General features: G+C 41.4%; 12 protein-coding genes and 2 pseudogenes. 10 read left to right on the top strand and 4 right to left on the bottom strand.

The features are described from left to right. Nucleotides 1–54: 54 nt before the first annotated feature. Nucleotides 55–318, bottom strand: coding sequence for a helix-turn-helix domain-containing protein (locus NMM25_RS07615; protein ID WP_018364576.1), 264 nt, complete (start codon nucleotides 316–318; stop codon nucleotides 55–57). After that, nucleotides 309–563, bottom strand: a pseudogene (locus tag NMM25_RS07610) (Rep family protein); the annotation flags it as partial. The pseudogene NMM25_RS07610 and the gene NMM25_RS07615, both read right to left, overlap by 10 nt. 3 nt (nucleotides 564–566) lie before the next feature. On the opposite strand from NMM25_RS07610, the gene NMM25_RS07605 reads away from it, so the two are divergent. The 7 genes from NMM25_RS07605 (at nucleotide 567) to NMM25_RS07575 (ending at nucleotide 5694) form a co-directional block, all read left to right on the top strand. Further along, nucleotides 567–911, top strand: a complete 345-nt coding sequence (locus NMM25_RS07605; RefSeq protein ID WP_254736456.1) for a hypothetical protein — start codon at nucleotides 567–569, stop codon at nucleotides 909–911. 163 nt (nucleotides 912–1074) lie between these two features. Then, on the top strand, nucleotides 1075–1371 hold the full coding sequence (locus NMM25_RS07600; protein WP_000025675.1) for a DUF4176 domain-containing protein: 297 nt from the start codon (nucleotides 1075–1077) through the stop codon (nucleotides 1369–1371). Nucleotides 1372–1773: 402 nt separating this feature from the next. Then, nucleotides 1774–2739, top strand: a complete 966-nt coding sequence (locus tag NMM25_RS07595) for a hypothetical protein (protein ID WP_254736455.1) — start codon at nucleotides 1774–1776, stop codon at nucleotides 2737–2739. A gap of 204 nt (nucleotides 2740–2943) precedes the next feature. After that, the gene (locus NMM25_RS07590; protein ID WP_254736454.1) at nucleotides 2944–3630 is read left to right on the top strand and encodes an XRE family transcriptional regulator; all 687 of its coding nucleotides are present in this window, start codon (nucleotides 2944–2946) and stop codon (nucleotides 3628–3630) included. Nucleotides 3631–3633: 3 nt separating this feature from the next. Next, nucleotides 3634–5049: a Y-family DNA polymerase gene (locus tag NMM25_RS07585; RefSeq protein WP_254736453.1), complete on the top strand. Its 1416-nt coding sequence runs from the start codon at nucleotides 3634–3636 to the stop codon at nucleotides 5047–5049. Next, a complete protein-coding gene (locus NMM25_RS07580; RefSeq protein ID WP_049490282.1) occupies nucleotides 5046–5408 on the top strand; it encodes a hypothetical protein in 363 nt (120 codons plus the stop codon). Before NMM25_RS07585 ends, NMM25_RS07580 begins: the two co-directional genes overlap by 4 nt. Continuing rightward, nucleotides 5401–5694: a DUF5960 family protein gene (locus NMM25_RS07575; RefSeq protein ID WP_125413320.1), complete on the top strand. Its 294-nt coding sequence runs from the start codon at nucleotides 5401–5403 to the stop codon at nucleotides 5692–5694. Before NMM25_RS07580 ends, NMM25_RS07575 begins: the two co-directional genes overlap by 8 nt. Before the next feature lie 359 nt (nucleotides 5695–6053). On the opposite strand, the gene NMM25_RS07570 is transcribed toward NMM25_RS07575, so the two are convergent. Next, nucleotides 6054–11969: an alpha-L-fucosidase gene (locus NMM25_RS07570; RefSeq protein ID WP_254736452.1), complete on the bottom strand. Its 5916-nt coding sequence runs from the start codon at nucleotides 11967–11969 to the stop codon at nucleotides 6054–6056. Nucleotides 11970–12310: 341 nt separating this feature from the next. Continuing rightward, nucleotides 12311–12787: a glutathione peroxidase gene (locus tag NMM25_RS07565; RefSeq protein ID WP_254736451.1), complete on the bottom strand. Its 477-nt coding sequence runs from the start codon at nucleotides 12785–12787 to the stop codon at nucleotides 12311–12313. Between the two features lie 201 nt (nucleotides 12788–12988). Between NMM25_RS07565 and NMM25_RS07560 the strand changes: the two genes are divergently transcribed. The 3 genes and pseudogenes from NMM25_RS07560 (at nucleotide 12989) to NMM25_RS07550 (ending at nucleotide 15265) form a co-directional block, all read left to right on the top strand. Further along, entirely contained in the window at nucleotides 12989–13267 is a 279-nt protein-coding gene (locus tag NMM25_RS07560) for a TIGR04197 family type VII secretion effector (RefSeq protein ID WP_254736450.1), read from the top strand. Beyond that, complete coding sequence (locus NMM25_RS07555; RefSeq protein ID WP_254736449.1) at nucleotides 13264–13623, top strand: hypothetical protein; 360 nt, start codon at nucleotides 13264–13266, stop codon at nucleotides 13621–13623. Before NMM25_RS07560 ends, NMM25_RS07555 begins: the two co-directional genes overlap by 4 nt. Next, nucleotides 13613–15265, top strand: a pseudogene (locus NMM25_RS07550) (T7SS effector LXG polymorphic toxin). Before NMM25_RS07555 ends, NMM25_RS07550 begins: the two are co-directional and overlap by 11 nt. Nucleotides 15266–15274: the final 9 nt, after the last annotated feature.

Genomic DNA, 15274 nt, shown 5'->3' with positions numbered 1-15274 from the left:
TTATATCGAACCAGAAAATATCATGACCATTATAAAATAAAAATCTTGATTTTTCTAGTTGTTACTGTTTAGCCAGCGGTCAATAGCGTCTTTGTGGAATCGAATTGTTTTTCCAATTTTGATTGATGGAAGCCCCCTTTGAATCCATGAATCAAGAGTATTGTTGGAAATTCCTAAATAGTCGCAAGTCTGTTGTTTGTTCAAATAGGGACAACTTAAAGTATTTTTTTCTATTTGCTGTTCAATTTCTTTTTGGATAAGGTTTGATAGCAATAGTTGAATCTGATGAATCTGTTCATCAGGAAGAATCACTTGCATTTATTATCCTCCTTCTTATCTTGGTTTCTCATTGGATTGCATCGACGTGAATCCAAATACTTAGCAAAAAAGTAGGTACGCTCAATGATAAGTCCAAGAAGTGGTGTGTGATTAGCTCGTGCATACCAGACGAGTTCTTCAAACTCTGTGAAGTCATTCTGCTCAATAATATCCACAACTTCATGCATGAAATCATCTGAGTTATTTTCTACAAGAAATTTATCAAGATTAAAACCACATCCAACTTAATGAAAGTAGTGTTATTTGCTTTCTCTGTATTTTTGTCTTATCTTATGGCTGTCTTTTATGAAAAAAGTGCGGTAAGAAAGTTTGAATCAAGAGTTCCCCAAAACAGTAAACGCTGTCGACTTGTTTTTGAACCCAAAGGGAAACGAATGATTGATTGGTGGTATATTACTCTTGGAATTAATACGGTTTGTTTAGCATTTTTTATAGGACTTGATAGTGGTTATGAAAGTGCTATATTGGTTATAAATGGCATAATTTCATGGTGGTTTTTTGTAATACTGAGAATGCCACAAATCCCAGAGTATTATAAGACACTAACATTAACTGAAATTGAAGAGCTATAAATACAGAACGTTGAGAAGCTAGAAATGACATTGATTCAGGTATTAAATCCATTCAGAAAGTGTTTGGGTGTTGAATGATGCATTTGAAGTTTAAGAATGCTAATACGATGGTGTATAGCATTGTAGAAATAAAGAAATTATAAATTGAAAGGAAAACAAGAAAATGTCTATTTTGCCAATTGGAACAATTGTTTATTTAAAAGAGGGGAGTCAAAAATTAATGATTCTCAATCGTGGGGTTACTATAGAACAGAATGGTGAAAATGTTTTGTTTGACTATTCTGCTGCTTTTTATCCAATGGGACTAAACCCAGAACAGTTGTTTTACTTCAATCGTGATGATGTAGATAAAGTAGTTTATAAAGGCTATAGTGATGAAGAAGAAGAACGGTTCGCCGAAATTTATCAACGTTGGCTTGATGAAAATGCAACAACAATTAAAAAGGGTGTAACAAAATAATGTGCATCTGTAAAGATTATTGCAAAATATCACAATACTTTAAATAGAAATCAAAAACGAGGAGCTACTTTGACATTAAAGAAACTCCTCGTTTTTTTAGTTATTTTCCCATCATACATCTAAGTCCGTATGACTATAAGCCAAAATTTATGATACCAAAATATAGCTTTGTTCCTATAGGATAGGAAGGAGCTGTTTTTATATTGTGGTATAATAAACCAAGACATTTTTTACTTTTCTCTTCTTATTACGGTATCTCTCATGTGGTATAATGGGATAAGGATTGTTCCTCGTTTCAGACGAGTTTATGGATTTCAGGATAAGTTAGCAGGTGAGAAGAGTATTTCTGTCAGCTTCCTATACACCTGTTAACAGCTATCCACGATAAAAGGAGATTGTAGATTGGTTTTATTAGTATTAGGGATTTTGGTTTTGCTCATTCTAATCTTAAAAAGGAAACAGAAAACTGCTAAAAAATCTGAAGGAAATGCCAAGAAAAGAAATTGGCTATTAATAGGTTGCTTATCCATAGTGATCCCAATGGTAATCTTCACAGTGTTCAGTCCAATTTTTTCTCTAATGGATATGTGGGGGCTATTTGCCCATGCAAGTCGAACTGAGATTGAGCAAGCTGTGCATCGTTCTTATCAAGATTACGCTCTTACAGGACAGTTTGAGTTAGAAAAATACGAGAAAAACTATACAAGCGTGGGAGGATTTATAATCCATGGTACCTATAGTGAAAATATAGCTGGAAAAACCTATCAGGTTAAAACTCGATTTAAATACTATACTCGCTTTTCGAAAAGTGAAACATATGGAAAGACAGATGCAGAGGTTGATTACAAAAATGGTAAAAAAATTTATGATGTTTTCCCAGAATTAGCCTATTTAGGGATTGAGGTTAGTCCAGGCACCAGCGAATTTTTAAAAACACTGGACAGTTCAATCAAAGATCCTAAACTGCCTGATTTGAAGTATCAAGGTATTGGTTTTGAATTTAATAACCAATCTGATAATATCTATCTTTATAATGAAATATTAGAGGAAAATCAAAGCAAGGGCCAAGCTCTGCAAGGAATGTATCCAATGGATGCTCAATATCTTTTCCAAAAAGAGATTTTTATACCAACATTTGAATTTCAGTATTTCGTTCCAAAAGAAAAAAGAGATCTCTTGTATGATGACTATCTTAAAGAGCTTGAAGCGCTCATGAAGGAATTTTTTGCCAACCAACCCCTACCACGAGGTCTTTATGCTGTCAAAATTGCTAAATATAAAGAGGATAAACTTGTCAGTGATAGTGGTGTATACTATGTGAGGATTGAAAATCGGCAAGTTGTAAAGCTGTTGCAAAAATTAGAGTAGGAGTTGCTAGGGCTAGTCCAGTTTTTTGTTCATAATTTCCAGTTGTGTCTGTTAAAATTTGATTTTCCCAGTAGACAATCGTCCACTTTTTTTATATAATAAAACTAAACCAAATTGGTTTAGTTTTAGAGATGTAAGCTCAACCGTCGATTTGTTTTTCTAAGAGAGATATTCTCAATAAAACATCACACTAGGGGGTGAATCATGTACCAACCAGAAAAACTCAAGGCTCGGAGAAAAGAATTAAAATTGACACAGAAGGAAATTGCAGAGGAATTGGGGATTAGTTTTCAGGCTTACTCGGCTTGGGAGCGTGGGGTTAAGGAACCATCCAAGGAGAAGGTTGCTCAGCTAGAGAAGATTTTAAAAGTTGCAAAAGGCTATTTCACTCAGATCGAGATTGTTCGTCTCTACAATAGCCTCTCCAAGCAAGGGAAGGACAAGGTTGTGCTCTATGCTCGCAACCTGGCTCAAGAAGAACAAACACAGAAGGTGGCGACCATGCCAGAGCGCCTCTACGAGTACCGTGTCTATGAACGTATGTCAGCAGGGATCGGGGCTTCGGTCTATGATGATCAGAATTTTGATACAGTCTACTTTAACGAGGAGTTGGCCCATGATTTTGCATCTTGGGTATCTGGGGACTCTATGGAACCTAAATATCAAAATGGTTCAGTGGCTCTGATTCGGGAAACAGGATTTGACTATGATGGGGCAGTTTATGCAGTAGTTTGTAACAACCAGACCTATATTAAACGGGTCTATCGGGAGGAAGATGGCCTGCGTCTGGTATCGATCAATCCAAAATACAAGGACATTTTCATCTCCTATGAGGAAGATCCTCGGATTGTGGGGATTATCGTTGGGAATTTTGTGCCGATGGAGGGTTAGTCTATGGGCTACTTTGATTATTCCAGAGAGCCCAAAAGTGATATTGCCTTTGTCGACATGAAATCCTTTTATGCCAGTGTTGAGTGTGTGAAAAGGGGCTTGCATCCGCTGAAGACCTCGCTTTGTGTCATGAGTCGCGCGGATAATTCTACTGGTATTATCTTAGCTTCCTCTCCCGTGTTTAAGAAGATTTTTGGCAAGTCCAATGTTGGTCGGGCCTATGATCTGCCTTTTGATATCAAAACGCGCAAATTTTCTTATTACAATGCTCGAAAGCAAGGCTTGCCTACTGACTCAGACTATGTTCGCTACATCGAAGATTGGGCTCAAGTGACTTTGGTTGTGCCACCTAGGATGGATGAATACATAGCGGTCAATATGGAAATCCAGCGAATCTTTCAAAATTATGGCAGTCCAGATGATATTTATCCCTACTCTATCGATGAGGGCTTTATCGATCTGACTAGTTCGCTCAACTATTTTATCCCAGACAAGAGTCTCTCTCGCAAAGACAAGCTGGATCTGCTTTCTGCTCGCATCCAGAGGGATATTTGGAGGCAGACAGGGATCTACTCTACAGTGGGTATGTCCAATGCCAATCCCTTACTGGCCAAGTTGGCTCTGGATAATGAGGCCAAGCACACTCCGACCATGAGGGCCAACTGGTCTTACCAGGATGTGGAAGAGAAGGTCTGGGCCATTCCTAAGATGACGGACTTTTGGGGGATTGGCAGGCGGATGGAGAAACGCTTGCATGCTCTGGGGATTTTTTCCATCAGAGAATTGGCCACCAGTAATCCAGACCAGCTACAGAAAACACTTGGTCAGGCTGGCCTGCGTTTGTGGTTTCATGCTAATGGGATTGATGAGAGCAATGTTCATAAGCCCTATAAAGCCAAGTCCCAAGGGTTAGGAAATTCTCAAATCTTGCCGAGAGACTACGTGAAGCTACGGGATATTGAAATTATTCTCCGAGAAATGGCGGAGCAGGTGGCTATTAGACTGAGAAGGGCGGGCAAGAAAACAACTCTTGTCTCTCTCTATGTTGGTTTCTCTAAACTGGAGGTCAGGTCGTCTATTCACACACAAATGAAGGTCGAACCGACCAATAATACAGCTGTCTTAACGGATTATGTTTTGAAGCTATTTCATAATAAATACACTTCTGGAGCGGTCAGAAGTGTCGGAGTCAACTATTCAGGATTTGTAGACGAGTCCTTTGGCTTGATCTCCCTCTTTGATGATGTTGACAAGTTAGAAAAAGAAGAAAGGCTCCAGACTACCATTGACTCCATTCGGGAACAATTTGGTTTTACCTCCCTTTTAAAGGCCAATGCACTGGAAGAAGCCTCTAGGAGTCTTGCCAGAAGCAAGCTGATTGGGGGGCATTCTGCTGGAGGATTAGATGGTTTAAAATGATTGATCGTTCTTATTTACCCTTTCAATCTGCGCGTGACTATCAAGATCCAGGGATGCAGAAGTGGATGGGCTTTTTCCTCTCAGAGCATACTAGTTCACTCGGTGAAGAAAGAAATCGGGTTGCTTTTTCGACAGATTTGAATTCCGTTGAGAAGCTACTCTTGCTTTCGCAGCTGTATGTCGGGCAACTAAAGGGATACTTTGTGGTCAAGGAAAAGAAGCAGAAAACCACGATCATCGGCGAGGTGAGTGAATTATCACCTCAAACTCTATCTATTAGGACCAATGAGGGCTATAGGCTGGTAGAGGTAGTAGATGTCCTCGAAATTCGACTGTGGGAGGAGGGAGTTTATGACTAGAAAAGAGTTGTATGAAAACAAACTGCAGATGGATTATTTTTCTGATGCCTATATTCGTTTTGAAGAGGATTTTCAAAAATACTCTGCTATGAATGTACCACTGACTTTTTTGATCGATGATATCCTACGCACCATGGCGATGAATCAGAAAAGCTACTTTGTCTTAAACAAGGAAAATGCCAAGGATGGGCGGGAGCATCGCTTTTATTTTAGGGTGGTGACGGAAAAAGAGTGTCCCAGAAATCGAACCTATGCATACGCTGGACTCAAAAATAGTAGTCAGTGACTAGGTGTGGAAGAAGGAAGTTTGATTTAGGAAAGATGGCTTGTGAACATCAGAAAATCTCATGGTATTGGAATTCGAAACACCATCTTTTATCTGTGGAGTTCTTGCAGAAACTTATGATGGTAGTTCTGATGAGATAAGACAAGGGGCACTCTCTTTTTAGATGAGCGTTTATTTGAAATCGTAGTTGACTTTGAAAATACCTATCCTCAATGATAACCTTATTTTAGAATTTTATACTAAAAAATCCATGTACATTTGTGGATGTTTTTTAATTTTACAGATAGAAAAAGAGAAGACCAAATGGTCTTCTCAACGGGGGAACTGAATAATTAGAAAGAATCAATCAAAGAGGGTTACTAGTCTTTGAAATTCTTTTGGAAGATGAGGAGAGACAAGATAGAAGTAATGGCTGCCAAGAAGAGGAAGGCAGTTGCTTCTTGTTCCCCAGTTGCAGGGAGTAGTCTTTCCTTGTCTTCTTTGATTGTAGCTGTAACAGGAGCTTTTTCATCTTTTGCTGATGAATTATCTGTTACGGCTGAGGCAGGTTTTTCAGTCTCTCTTGGTAGAACATACTCAGGAAGGGTCACAACCGGTGGCGCTTCTGTTCCAACTGAGCTTTGTTTGCTACCTACCTCAATCACTCGATCTTGAGCTGGAGTTGCTTCTGTCTGGAGAACTTTGCGATTGTCACCTTCCACTTCAACATACTCGACTAAGAGACCGTCTTTCCCTTCTGATAGAACTTGCTCTTTTCCTTTGTCTAATTGTGGGTTTTCGCGACGAATCGTCTTGAACGGTACGACCTTATTGACGATTTCTAAGCTTGGAAGTGTAAAGACAAGGTCTTTAACCCCTTCCTCAGGACTTGAAGAAGTAATTGGTTTTTCCGGTTGCGCCGGTTTCTCAGGTTGCGCTGGCTTTTCAGGCTGAGCCGGAGTTTCCGGTTGAGTTGGTTTTTCAGGCTGAACTGGCTTTTCAGGCTCAGCAGGTTTTTCCGGTTGAGTCGGATTTTCAGGCTGAGCAGGTTTCTCAGGTTGCGTCGATTTTTCAGGCTGAGCAGGTTTTTCCGGTTGAGCAGGATTCTCAGGTTGAGTTGGCTTTTCAGGCTGAGCTGGCTTTTCAGGCTCAGCAGGTTTCTCAGGTTGAGTAGGTTTTTCAGGCTCAGCCGGTTTTTCCGGTTGAGCCGGTTTTTCCGGTTGAACTGGCTTTTCAGGTTGAACTGGTTTTTCAGGTTCAGCAGGTTTCTCAGGCTGAGCTGCTTCGAGTTTGTTGATTTGTTCGAGAGCAGTTTTTAGCGCTTGATTGACTGCTTCCTGAGTTTTAGCTTCTTGGATGGCAGCAATGGCTTGGTCAGCAATTTCTAATAATTTCTTCTTAGCTTCCTTGTTGGATCCAAGCTCAGCGACTTTTTTCTCGATAGCTTTTGTCAAGCTGTCCATAGCCTTATCATACTCAATTTCCGGTTGTTTTGGTTCAGCTGGTTGATCAGGCTGGCCAGGTTTCTCAGGTTCTTCTGGCTGTTCCGGTTGCTCTGGACTAGGTTCCTCTTGTCCTCTTTGATAGTTCTCATCCTTGGATAGGATATCTTGTAGGGCACTGACCGTCAACATGACTTCTTGAACATTCACTGCATCAGCACTGAGTTGGTTTCTCAATTTTTCTAGATTTGCTTGGAAAGCTTGGCGTGCAGTAGCCGTATTTTTCAAGCCTGCTGGGTCAAAGTTGGACAAATCATCCTTCCATTTAGAAATAGACTGGATGATATCTGCCTTGCTGTAGAGTTCGCTACCTTCGCCACGAGTGATGAATTGGTCCACTTGAATACCGATATTTTGAGACAAATCGTTTCGATCAGGATCTAGTTGAAGGGTGACTGCGTGCAAGTTTTCGTCCAGACCTTTTAGGCTAACCAGAGTTTGATTGCCTTGGCGTTGGGCTGCACGACCGCTAAAGTATTTCTTGCCATCAATAGTTGAAGCATTTCCCATGCCATCTTGGTAAGGAACTTCTTTGCCATCTAGGAAGACTTTGTAGATGCCATGATTTGGATCGACATAGCCCTTGATATCAAGTCCAGTACCGTAGAAGTAGGCTGTGACAGTTGTCTTTTTCTTTTGCTCATCGGTTAAGCGGCCAAAGGAAGCCCAAGACTCAGTCTTTTGGTATTTGTCTGCCGAATTGGTTTCATGGTGCCAGCCAGGACTGTAATCCAACTGACTAGCTTGGTCATCATAACTTGTTTGGTCCTTGATCAGCAATTCAGCTTTCATCACTTGGATGGTTGCATCTGTAGCAAAACCGAGCAGGGCACCATCAGTGACAGAAGTGAGCTTGGCTTTGAAGTCAAAGATAGAGTCGGCTTGTTCTGTAAAGTCAATCGTTGGGATGGTAACAGTCTTTTCTGTTTCTCCATCTTTAAAGGTCACATCTTGAGTTGTATCTTGGTAAACTTTACCGTGGACTCCAGTTCCAGGTTCTGTGATGAAGCGAACAGTAGCAGTCCCCTTGCTTCCACCAACACGTTTAATCTTAACAGTGACGGGTTTTCCTTTTTCGACTTCGTAGTTGGTAGACTCGAGTTCAAACATCCCTTTACTATCATTATTTAGGGTGTAGATTCCTTCAGTAGCAATTGGTTCGCCTGTTTTGTTTACAAGAGTAATAGTGTGTTGGCCAGGTGCTAAATCGCCTGTCTCGAAGACTTTTTGGCTGCGTTTACGGCTAGCATTCTTAGTTTGCACATCGGCAACCTTTTGACCATCAACGTAGACGGACATTTCTCCATGACCTGGATCGACCGTAGAGACGACATAGGCCTTGGTTCCTGTAAAGGTATAGCTTACTTTGGCATCTTTTTGATTGGTCCACATAGAAGTGCCACGAACACCTTCAGATTCATTGTACCAAGTTGTTCCAGCTGTATCCGCTGTTGTGTTTGAGTGGTATTCAAGTCCAAGAGGGTAACCATCTGTCTTTTCAATGCTGCTTGGTGTCTTGTAGACTGAGAAGTTGGTTAAGATTGGAGTTGCTTGAGCACCAGTGATGGTTACACGGATTTTTTGTGCCTCTACAGGTTTGCCTTGAACCAAGCGACGGTAACCAACGGTCGAACCTTCACCGTAAGTCACCCAACGTCCGTTGATTTCGACTTCAATCTTGAAACCAGAGATACGTTGACCTTTGGCGATGTCTTCCTTGAGTTCAACAACGTCAAAGCGTTTCTTTTGTCCCAAATCGACTGTAAAGCTACCGGTTGTGGCATCATTTGAGAGCGCCCAGCTAGTATCATCTTTACCGTCTGTGAGGTGACTTTCCTTGTAGAGGTGGTTTTGACGAGTAGAACTTGCTGTTACAGTGGCACCTTTGGCAAAGTCAGTCGCATACATTTGGTCTAGGGTTGCTTTGAATTCCTTCAAGCGAGCCACATCCGCATCGGCGAATTTTCCTTCTTTATTTGGTGGAATATTGAGAAGGAGTGGGGTTCCACGACCAACAGACTTAAAGTAGATATCCATCAGCTCTTTGAGTGATTTCGGCTGTTGATTGTCATGGTAGAACCAGCCCGAACGAATCGAAACGTCAGCTTCCCCTACAGAATACATATCACCATCTGGGTCACCATGGTTGAGGTATTCGTTTTTCACATCGTCTGTGATGTTGGCTCTTTTCACTTTATGCCATACAGGGTCACCTGCGATTCCCCGTTCATTTCCGATCCAGCGAACGCTTGTCGGTTGAGCAGAGAAGATGGCGATATCTCCTTCAACTTCTTTGATGTATTTGAACCATTCATCAAAGGTATAGGTTACTTTTTGGGCACCGCTACCACGTGCACCGTCCATCCAAACTTCGATAAATTTCCCTTTGTTACCGTATTTCGGATTACCAAGGATTTCTTTCAGCTGGTTGAGATAGTATTGGTTGTATTCTTTTTCGGTTGCAACATGGTATTTTGGATGATTGGCATCCCATGGGGATAGGTAAACACCCATGTTCATGTCGTACTTGCTAGCAGACTTGGAAACTTCTTCGAGAAGGTCACCCTTACCATCTTTCCATGGGCTAGCAGCTACGGTATGGTTGGTGTACTTAGATGGATAAGTAACGAATCCGTCGTGGTGTTTAACAACCATAATGGTTCGTTTGAAGCCAGTTTCCTTCAGAGTGCGAATCCACTGGTCAGTATCCAAGTTTGTTGGATTGAAGTATCGAGGGTCCTCTTTCCCATTTCCCCATTCAGAATTGGTATAGGTGTTCATTCCGTAGTGGATGAAGGCTGCCAATTCCTCCTTGTGGTAATCAAGTTGAGCCTTGCTTGGAAGAGGTCCATGATTGCCAATTTCGGTTTCTTTATCTTCTGGATGAGCTACTGGTGGAGTCGGTGTCGTTGGATTAGCTGTATCAGCGACTGGCTCGTATTCAAAGACGACCTCATTCACCCCTTTTTGCTGGATAGTTGCTTCCAGGCTAGCCTTGACTGGACGGTAGCCAGCAATGTCTTTTGCATGGAAGGTGTTGACAAAGGAAACGTCATACTCTTGGCCGTCATTGTTATCAACTGTCGCTTCCGCTAGTTCAGTAGTGGTTCCTTTTTGACGGTAGTAAACTTTGAAGGAGCCTTTGTTGACTTTATAGACTACCTTGATGACACGTGTACCGGCAGGCGCTTTGCTGACAACATTGTGCTCTTCAGCCCAAGCATCCTTTAGTTGTTTATTAACTGCTACGCCATCAATGGATACAATTTCGTATTTGTCTTTATTCTTCTGGTAGAAGTCCGTTTTCTCGATTTCTTTTTTGAAATTATAGTCAAATGGCGAATCAACAGCTGTCTGTTCGATAAAGGTGTCCTTATCTTTGACAGGATTTCCTTCTTCGTCTTCGTGTTGGATAACAACGCGACCGTATTCAACTCCCTTGGTCAAGGTAGCAATACCATCTTGGTTAAAGGAATATTCGTTGCTTCCGATAACAGCTTTCTCGTTCCGAAGCATACGTCCTTCATCAGTAAAGTAGTAACGATTTCCGTTATCACCTTGGTACCAGCCTTTCACACCATATTTGGCAATCATGTCCTTCACCCATTTCAGTTGTTCAGGTGAAAGGACGAGTCCGCCACCAAAGCGATCCTTTTCAGCCACACCATTGTCAACGGTTCCGTGTTGGTGAACCCCCAGAACTTTTCCTTGGCTATCGACAATCCCGCCACCAGACAAACCAGATACAGAAGTGGTTTTGTAGGTGATACCAGTCGTTCCCTTATCATCATAGGACTCAACAGATCGGATGGTCCCATCTGCCTTGTAAAGCTGACCAGCTAGGATAGGTTGTTTCAGTTCTTTTGAGCTCGAGTCAGTTGGGTAGCCAATCGTACTGATGGCTTCTCCCGGCTGATGCGTCTTGTAATCCGCTAAAGGTGCAAAGGTTGCTGCTTTGTTTGGACTAGCAATCGGAAGAGGAATAGGAGCTTCTACAAGAGCAAGGTCGTTCTTATAGCCTTTTCCAAACTCTTTCTTATTCCAGAAATGGATGTCTTTTTCTCTGAATAAAACCGTAGTTCCAGAAGATGGTAGTGAGTTTTTCTTTTCGCTGTTTGAACCAACGTTATAGTAGAACTGGGCAGATTTTCCACCACGAATGTGACCTTCGCCAGTTTCTTTATTGGCCTCTAGGAAGTTATGAGCAACGGTAAGGATCAGGTTAGGTGCTACAAAGATACCTGAGCCTGAAACGAGGTAGCGTTGCTCCCCTGCATTGTAAGTGCTGTAAACCATAGTAGCAGCAGTAGCAGGTTGTCCCTCGTAGTTGATGTGTTTGAGGTCTTGTCCACCGTTAATGATGGCACGGTTTCCGTTCTCAGTTTCTTTTGGTGCTTCTTCCTTGTCCTTTAGAATGCTCTTAGTTTCTACCTTTGGACTAGTTTTTTGGTCAACGATAGTAGTCGTATCGAGTTCTTTGACAGGTGTGTCGGGATAGGCACGGTCCTGAATGCCTTCAGGGAGCAAGTCAGCACTGTTAGTATCTGCAACAGGTGTTTCTTGTTTTTCAGCTTCTACACGACCTTCTTTTTTGACTGGTTCAGCCTTGGTCTCTTCTATATCTGCGACTTGTTTAATTTGTTGATCTAAATTGGATGCCGTGGCAGGAGACGTTTCGTCTGCACGCACGGTTCCAGAAGCAAAAAATGCCAGTCCCACGATAACAGATGCCACACCTACAGTCAACTTCCGAATGCTAAATGTTTGCCCTTTTTCAAAAAGGTATCGATTCATAATATACTCCTAGTTTTTAGAAAGGCAGTCAGCTACTGCCCAAGCCCAAGTCTGTCTTGGTTACAACTTGATTTAATGAAAAACTCTCTGATAATTTGTAAGCCACCTTACCTCCTGTTTATAAAGCGCTTTCATTTTAAGATAAAAAAATTTAAAAGGTCATTTCTCCCTTAAAATGACTGAAAACTTTTAATATAACAAATATACTAAATTAATGAAAGAATTGCAATAGCAAAAAGCAAAAAAATAAATATAAATTAAAGAAAATTAGTTACTTTTTAAAGAAAAAACGCATCCTTTCAGGGCTCAAACTAAATGAAAGGATACGTTTTAAAAAGAAATTAAAGTATTTTTTGAAGAGACTCTTGGATGGTTTGGGGGTCTGTTTTGGAAGAGAAGCGCTCAAGGACTTGCCCATCTCGACCAATGAGAAACTTAGCAAAATTCCATTCGATTCGTTTTCCTAGCGGGCCTGATTTCTGCTCTTTTAGCCAAACATAAAGAGGATCTGCCTCCTTGCCGTTGACCTTGATCTTGGCAAAGCGAGGGAAAGTGGTCTGGTAGTGTAGGCTGCAGAAGCTATTGATTTCCTCTGCGCTGCCGGGTGCTTGTCCCATAAACTGATTGCAAGGGAAATCTAGGATTTCAAAGCCCTTATCTTGATAGCGTTCATAGAGTTCTTGAAGTCCCTGGTACTGGGGCGTTAAACCACATCCAGTAGCAGTGTTGACAATCAAGAGAACCTTGCCACGATAGCTCTCCAGGGGAGTTGCTTGGTTGTTTTGGTTCAAAACGGAAAAATCATATACACTGGTCATGAGAGCCTCTTTTCTTTTTCTACATTGTAACAGTTTTTACTTTTTTCGTCGAGTCGGATGAGAGAAGTTGTTGAAAAAATACACAACTGTACATAAATCAGGACAAAATGATGCTCCTTTTATGAAACATGGTATAATAGGCCTATATAGCTAAATGGAGTGTACCTATCACTAGGGAATGAGAAAAAGGATAAAACAGCCATGTCAACAGTAAAAAGTGATCTAAATATTGCGCAAACATACGCGACCCAGCTTAAAAATGCTTGTCAATCGTTAACAGCGATCGCTGCGGCTAGTCAGGATGACTTAACGACCCTTCAAGGGAATAACAAGGCTCATCAATGTCTGACAAAGGATCAAAATCTAGCTAGTCAGATAACAGCCGCTGTCACCCTGACTTCCGAACGACTGCACTCTGTAGCGAGTGATTTTGAGGCGCTAGATGAAGCTGCGGCCAATGGTTTTGGGAGTCATACATGAGCAAGTTAGATGAGTTGAAGAAAAGAGAGCGAGACCTCTTGTACCAGCTAGAAGACAATGGAAAAGAGAAATATCGCACCAAAGCACTGATAGAAACCTTTGAAGGATATGATAGAGCTAGCCACCGTTATCAAAGTGATTTGTGGGAGGCGGCCTATCAGAGCCGATATGCAGGGCAGTTGGAAGAAACGCTCCTGCAAAGAAACCAACTTAAAAACCAAATCTTTGAGGACCTCAGCTATCACATGGATGATTTGAAGAAAGAAAAATTCCGGTTAGAGGGAGACTTGGATGCGGTTTACTATGAAAGACGCAAGGAACTAGAAAGAGAGGAGGAGAAACGACATGGGCATTGATATGTATTTGGAACAATCACAACTACAAAGTTCGAGTGTAGCGACCATGTGCCAATCTCAGGTGGAGGCTTATCAAGATTTGCAATCAGCCATTCAAAAGTTTTCAGAGGACACAGAGAGTCTAAAGGGAGATGCTTATGATTCGGCTAGAAGTTTTTTTGCAAGTGTCTTATTGCCCTTGAGTAAAGGGGGCCAACTCTATGCAGAAACCTTCTCTCAAGCTATCAAGAAATTGTCAGAAGATTACCAAACGATGGTCGACAGCAAGAGTTGGCGCGAGGATGATTTGCTTGATAAGATCCGCCAGGAAGAGCAAATGATTGCCTATCTAGATGAAGTCAACCAATCCCTTTCTAGATTAACCATGGATAGTGAAGAAAAGGGGAGATTGAGACGCAGTAATGTGGAACTCATGCGAGGACATCATGCCAATAAACGCGTCTATGAAACAATTTTGAGAGACCTGCGTGCCTATGATAGCTACTCAGGAGGACTGTTTGATGAACTAGACAATATCGATGTGTAACTGAGTCGCGGACTGGCCCAGATCGAAACGAGTTGGGACGCAAAGCAAGGCGTCTTTAAAGTTCCATCTGACCTGACTTGGGCCAACTACCTGACTGCCTACTCTGATACAAAGGACATGAAGCTCAGCCGTCAAGAGAAGGCCTTTGTCCAGACCATGATGGCAGAATACGGCTTTGACGCAGAGACTGCCCAACAACTCCTGACCATTAAGCAAGGGATAGACAAGAAGTTTCCAACCTCTAGTCAAGAGTTTCGTGACTATATCTTTTTGCGAGTTGTCGGTGCAGCATCTTATAACGAGTCAAAGTGGGATGAGACTGCAGGCTATTTAAAAAATTATTTTTATGATGAGGTTGTTAGTAGTCCATCTACAGTTGAAAAAATGAGAGTAGAAAAACCACTTTTTGAAATTTTTAAAGAACTTGGAATCAAAGAAGAAACAGATGCAAAAAAATTGATTTATAATCTTAGATTGCAGCATGTGTTAGCTAGCGGCGGAAGTAGTGTTAAAAAAATGAAGGAAAAAGATAATAAAACAGGAACTACATCTTATAGTGATGCTCGGGATAAGTATGAAAAAGTTTATGGCAAAAATAACAAATTTGACCAATTTTGGGACAGTAAATTAAAGTCATACTCTAACAACGGAGCAGGTCATGCAGACTTTACCCACCAGTCCATTACCATGGCTACTCATCTAAATCCTAGCAGTCTTCAGTTATCCGATTTCTATGGCGGTAGAGAACATGTCAAGGACCTTTCAGGCTGGGAGGGAGACACGACCTTCAATGCTAATGATATGAAGCCAAGTATCGGAGAAGATGACTACAAGGCAGATTTAGACTCGGTCAACCTTATCGGCCGCATGCAGAAGGGACAATCCTATGACCAAGCTATAACTTCTTACTATGCTGACCTTCAAAAAGACTCCTCTCAGAGAGAAAGAGAATTTCTTAACAATAAAGATTGGAATACAGTCAGAGATACTATTTATGATAGTTTGCGACCAACGGATATTAAGCTAGATGGTGAGGATGCTCTTAAAGCATATATTGAAAGAAAATATCCAGAAGTATCAACATTTTTAAATCGCTTAGAAGCTGTGGGAAATTAGGAGGATGAT

The sequence above is a fragment of the Streptococcus sp. CF10-1 genome (genome assembly GCF_024295825.1).
Lineage (GTDB): Bacteria > Bacillota > Bacilli > Lactobacillales > Streptococcaceae > Streptococcus.
Note: the sequence above shows the minus strand (reverse complement) of the source record. Positions and strands in the feature narration are given on the sequence as shown.

Coding starts and splice junctions, on each gene's coding strand:
- NMM25_RS07580 (WP_049490282.1), top strand. CDS start 5,046: ATGATTGATCGTTCTTATTTACCCTTTCAATCTGCGCGTGACTATCAA.
- NMM25_RS07590 (WP_254736454.1), top strand. CDS start 2,944: ATGTACCAACCAGAAAAACTCAAGGCTCGGAGAAAAGAATTAAAATTG.
- NMM25_RS07565 (WP_254736451.1), bottom strand. CDS start 12,787: ATGACCAGTGTATATGATTTTTCCGTTTTGAACCAAAACAACCAAGCA.
- NMM25_RS07560 (WP_254736450.1), top strand. CDS start 12,989: ATGTCAACAGTAAAAAGTGATCTAAATATTGCGCAAACATACGCGACC.
- NMM25_RS07605 (WP_254736456.1), top strand. CDS start 567: ATGAAAGTAGTGTTATTTGCTTTCTCTGTATTTTTGTCTTATCTTATG.
- NMM25_RS07555 (WP_254736449.1), top strand. CDS start 13,264: ATGAGCAAGTTAGATGAGTTGAAGAAAAGAGAGCGAGACCTCTTGTAC.
- NMM25_RS07575 (WP_125413320.1), top strand. CDS start 5,401: ATGACTAGAAAAGAGTTGTATGAAAACAAACTGCAGATGGATTATTTT.
- NMM25_RS07615 (WP_018364576.1), bottom strand. CDS start 318: ATGCAAGTGATTCTTCCTGATGAACAGATTCATCAGATTCAACTATTG.
- NMM25_RS07585 (WP_254736453.1), top strand. CDS start 3,634: ATGGGCTACTTTGATTATTCCAGAGAGCCCAAAAGTGATATTGCCTTT.
- NMM25_RS07570 (WP_254736452.1), bottom strand. CDS start 11,969: ATGAATCGATACCTTTTTGAAAAAGGGCAAACATTTAGCATTCGGAAG.
- NMM25_RS07600 (WP_000025675.1), top strand. CDS start 1,075: ATGTCTATTTTGCCAATTGGAACAATTGTTTATTTAAAAGAGGGGAGT.